General features: G+C 69.2%; 4 protein-coding genes and 1 pseudogene. 2 read left to right on the top strand and 3 right to left on the bottom strand.

The genetic code is table 11. The annotated features are described in order from the left end of the window. From P3W75_RS24220 to P3W75_RS24210, 3 genes are all read right to left on the bottom strand, one after another. Window positions 1–575 (bottom strand): NAD(P)H-dependent oxidoreductase (locus tag P3W75_RS24220; RefSeq protein ID WP_276229854.1); only part of this gene is annotated, 575 nt, incomplete at its 3' end. After that, window positions 568–1,962, bottom strand: coding sequence for a class II fumarate hydratase (locus P3W75_RS24215; RefSeq protein ID WP_276229853.1), 1,395 nt, complete (start codon window positions 1,960–1,962; stop codon window positions 568–570). The genes P3W75_RS24220 and P3W75_RS24215, both read right to left, overlap by 8 nt. Before the next feature lie 239 nt (window positions 1,963–2,201). After that, on the bottom strand, window positions 2,202–3,224 hold the full coding sequence (locus P3W75_RS24210) for a DUF2804 domain-containing protein (protein ID WP_430765409.1): 1,023 nt from the start codon (window positions 3,222–3,224) through the stop codon (window positions 2,202–2,204). 143 nt (window positions 3,225–3,367) lie between these two features. On the opposite strand from P3W75_RS24210, the gene P3W75_RS24205 reads away from it, so the two are divergent. After that, window positions 3,368–3,925, top strand: coding sequence for a DUF2059 domain-containing protein (locus tag P3W75_RS24205; RefSeq protein WP_430765408.1), 558 nt, complete (start codon window positions 3,368–3,370; stop codon window positions 3,923–3,925). A 16-nt stretch (window positions 3,926–3,941) separates the two neighbouring features. Next, window positions 3,942–4,042: pseudogene (locus tag P3W75_RS24200) on the top strand (BolA family transcriptional regulator); the annotation flags it as partial.

Genomic DNA, 4,042 nt, shown 5'->3' with positions numbered 1-4,042 from the left:
TGTTCCTCGCTGGCTCCGCGCATGGGGCTGAACTCCTCCAGATGGCGGGTGGCGATGCCGCACGGGCCGAGGATGCAGCGCACCATCTGGCGGTGCGCCGGCGCGCCCTGGCGCAGGCGGTAGCGCCAGTGGGTCTGGTCGTGGGTCACCAGCAGGTCGGCGCTGCGCCCGCCCAGCAACGGCTCCCATTCGCGGTCCTGCGGGGTGCGGTAGCGGAAGGCGAAGCCGGGCAGGAACACCCGGTCGAAGAAGCCCTGCAGCAGCGCCGGCAGGCCGCCCCACCAGATCGGGTAGACCAGCGCCAGGTGCTGCGCCCAGTGCAGCTGGCGCTGGGCTTCGAGCAGGTCCGGTTCGAGGTCCTGACTGCGCTCGTAGCCGCCGTGCAGCACCGGGTCGAAGCGCAGCTCGCCGAGCTTGAGGGTGCGCACCACGTGGTCGCGGCTGCGCGCGCCGTGCTGGTAGCTCTCGGCCAGGGCGTGGCAGAAGCCGTCGGCCTTGGGCGTGGCGAGGATCAGCAGGATGCGCTTGCCGTCGCCTTCGAGCGGCGTGGCCCCGGATTTCGCGCCCTCAACCATGCTGCCCGGCCTCCAGCATGTCCTGCGGCCGCACCCACTCGTCGAACTGCTGGTCGGTGAGGTAGCCCAGTTCCAGCGCCGCCTCGCGCAGCGAAGTACCTTCCTTGTAGGCCTTCTTGGCGATTTCCGCGGCCTTGTCGTAGCCGATGTGGGTGTTCAGCGCGGTGACCAGCATCAGCCCGCGCTCCAGGTGCTCGGCCATGCGCTCGGCGTCCGGCTGCATGCCCTTGATGCAGTGGCTGTTGAAGTTGTGGCAGCCGTCGGCGAGCAGGCGGATCGACTCCAGCAGGTTGTGGATGATCACCGGCTTGAACACGTTCAGCTGCAGGTGGCCCTGGCTGGCGGCGAAGGTCAGGGCGGCGTCGTTGCCCATGACCTGGCAGGCCAGCATCGACAGGGCCTCGCACTGGGTCGGGTTGACCTTGCCGGGCATGATCGAGCTGCCCGGCTCGTTGGCCGGCAGGCGCACCTCGGCCAGCCCTGCGCGCGGGCCGGAGCCGAGCAGGCGGAGGTCGTTGGCGATCTTCATCAGCGCCACCGCCAGGGTCTTCAGGGCGCCGGCGAGGGTCACCAGGGGCTCGTGGCCGGCGAGGGCGGCGAACTTGTTCGGCGCCGAGACGAAGGGCAGGCCGGTGAGGCTGGCCAGCTCGTCGGCGATGTCCTCGGCGAAGCCCGCCGGGGCGTTCAGCCCGGTGCCCACGGCGGTGCCGCCCTGGGCCAGTTCGTAGACCGCCGGCAGCGCCGCGCGCAGCGCGCGTTCGGCGTAGTCGAGCTGGGCGACGAAGGCCGACAGTTCCTGGCCGAAGGTGATCGGCGTGGCGTCCATCAGGTGGGTGCGCCCGGTCTTCACCAGGTCGGCGTAGCGCGCCGATTGCGCGGCGATGCCGCCGCTGAGCTCGGACACCGCCGGCAGCAGTTGCTCATGCACGGCGCGCGCGGCGGCCAGGTGCATGGCGGTGGGGAAGCTGTCGTTGGAGCTCTGCGCGCGGTTGACGTGGTCGTTGGGGTGCACCGGCGCCTTGCCGCCGCGGGCGTTGCCGGCCAGTTCGTTGGCGCGCCCGGCGATCACCTCGTTGACGTTCATGTTGCTCTGGGTGCCGCTGCCGGTCTGCCAGACCACCAGCGGGAACTGGTCGTCGTGCTGGCCGGCGAGGATTTCGTCGGCGGCCTGCTCGATCAGCTGGCCGATCTCCGCCGGCAGCTCGCCGAGGCGCACGTTGACCCGCGCCGCGGCCTTCTTCACCAGGGTCAGGCCGTAGACCACCGCCAGCGGCATGCGCTGCCCGCCGATGGCGAAGTTCTCCAGCGAGCGCTGCGTCTGCGCGCCCCAGTAGGCCTGCTCGTCGACCTCGATGGGTCCCAGGCTGTCGGTTTCGGTCCGTTTCATGATGGCGTCCTCCCGTAATGATCTGAGAACCTGTTTACGATCTCGCGAGCTAGCGCAGAACAAGGCGAAAACAGGCGAGGAAGCGCAGTTTAGATGGCTAAATGAGCATTACTCGCCTGTTTTCAACGCAGTTATGCCGACGCGCAGCAGGTCGTAAATAGGTTCTGAGGGAGTTTAGGCCCAGTCCGGGCGCGTGGGTTCCGCGTTGGGTCAATGGCGGCGATAGCGTACCGGCGCGCCTACCAGCGCGCGTGGGTGGCGCCGATCCAGCCGAGCGCGCGGCGGACCGGCACCTGCTCGCCGCTGGCGCTGCGCAGGAAGCCGTCGAAGTGGCCGAACCACTGGCTGGTCTGGGCGTAGAGCAGGCCGAAGCGCGGCGCCGCGTGGTGCAGCTTGAGCGGGGTGAAGGTCAGCTCGACGCGTTGGTCGGCGCTGTTCAGGCGCCAGGGCGCCAGCGGGTCGCCCTCGGTCTGGCCGATCTCCACCTCGCCATGCAGGCGCTGCAGTTCGCCGCCGAACCACAGGGCGTTCTCCTTGTGCTCGCTGAGGTCGGTCCAGCCCGAGCCGAAGTTGCCGGCGATGCCGCCGGGCGCGGCGAAGGCGGCGCGGGTCCAGAAGCTGCGGAACGGCCAGATGCCACGGCCGAAGTCCAGGGCGGCGAAGCTCTGCCCGGGCTGCGCGTGGTAGGTCTCGCCGCCCAGCTGCAGGCTGCCGCTGAAGGGCAGGCCCATCTGCCGGCTGGTGGCGTGGAAGTGGCGGCCGCCCATGGGCACCACCAGGTTCACCGAGTCCAGGTGCGCCGGGCGTTGCACGTCCAGCGCCAGGGACAGCGGCAGGCCGCCGAGGTCGCTGGCGTCGGCGAGGATGCGCAGGCGTCCGCCCTGGTCGTCGAAGCTCAGGTTCAGCCGCTCGTGGCGGAAGGCGTGGCTCTGGTTGGGCCGGTCGGGCAGTTCGCAGCAGCGCCCCAGCGGGCTGATCTGGGTGCGCGCGTAGGCCTTGCCGGTGTTCAGGTCGAGGAAGTAGAGGGCGCCGTAGCCGAGGTAGTCGAGGTCGGCGATGGTCAGCGAGAGCATCCAGCCGGGGGCGATCAGGCACCAGTGGTTCCAGCGCTTGCGCCGCCCGCGCGGGCCGGGCAGGGAGCAGTCCAGCTGCGGGCGCGGCGCCCAGCCGACGGCGGCGGGGTTCAGCCGGCCCTGGGCGTCGCACAATGTCGGCACGGCGGGCGGCAGATGAAGACGGGCCTGGGAGGTCATCGAACACATCCATGTGACAATGCGCCCCAGCATGCCGATTCGCCGGAGGCAGGACAAGAGAGCGCCGTCACTTTCCGCCTTTTCTGTCATTGGCCCGGCGGATTCGCCGTTACTCGTCTGGCGCTTGAGGGCTTCCAGAACTTAGGCGCAGAATGGCGGGTCCCAAGGGACACACCTTACAGACTCAAGGATCGCCCATGACCGCCCTCCGCAAGCTTTGCACCGCAGCCCTTCTCGTTGGTTTCAGCTCCATGGCCCTGGCCGATTCCGCCGCCGAGGCCGAGAAATTCCTCAAGCAGGTCCATGCCGACAAGCTCACGGTGCCGGTCTACGCCCAGGTCCAGCAGATGTTCGCCCAGCACTTCGCCCAGGCCAAGGCGCCGGACAGCAAGAAGGCCGTGCTCGACCGCTACCAGGCCAAGGCCAACGCCGAACTGGACCGCGCCGTGGGCTGGGAGAAGATCAAGCCGGACCTGGTCAAGCTCTACACCGACAACTTCAGCGAATCCGAGCTCAAGCAGCTGAACGACTTCTACGCCTCGCCGCTGGGCCAGAAAGTGCTGCAGAAGATGCCGCGCCTGACCGCGCAGTCCGCCCAGCTGACCCAGGGCAAGCTGCAGGCCGCCGTCGACCCGGTGAACAAGCTGCTGGCCGACATGGACAAGGAACTGGGCGTCAAGGCCCCGGCCGCACCGGCCAAGAAGCCCTGAGCGGAAGCCTGACGACATGAGCATGCAGGATCGTATCCAGACCGCCCTGGCCGGGCTCCAGCCGCAGCACCTCGAGGTGCTCGACGAGAGCCACATGCACAGCCGCGGCCTGGAGAC

Origin of the sequence: Pseudomonas citronellolis, from assembly GCF_029335315.1 — a bacterium.
Taxonomy (GTDB): Bacteria; Pseudomonadota; Gammaproteobacteria; order Pseudomonadales; family Pseudomonadaceae; genus Pseudomonas; species Pseudomonas citronellolis_A.
Note: the sequence above shows the minus strand (reverse complement) of the source record. Positions and strands in the feature narration are given on the sequence as shown.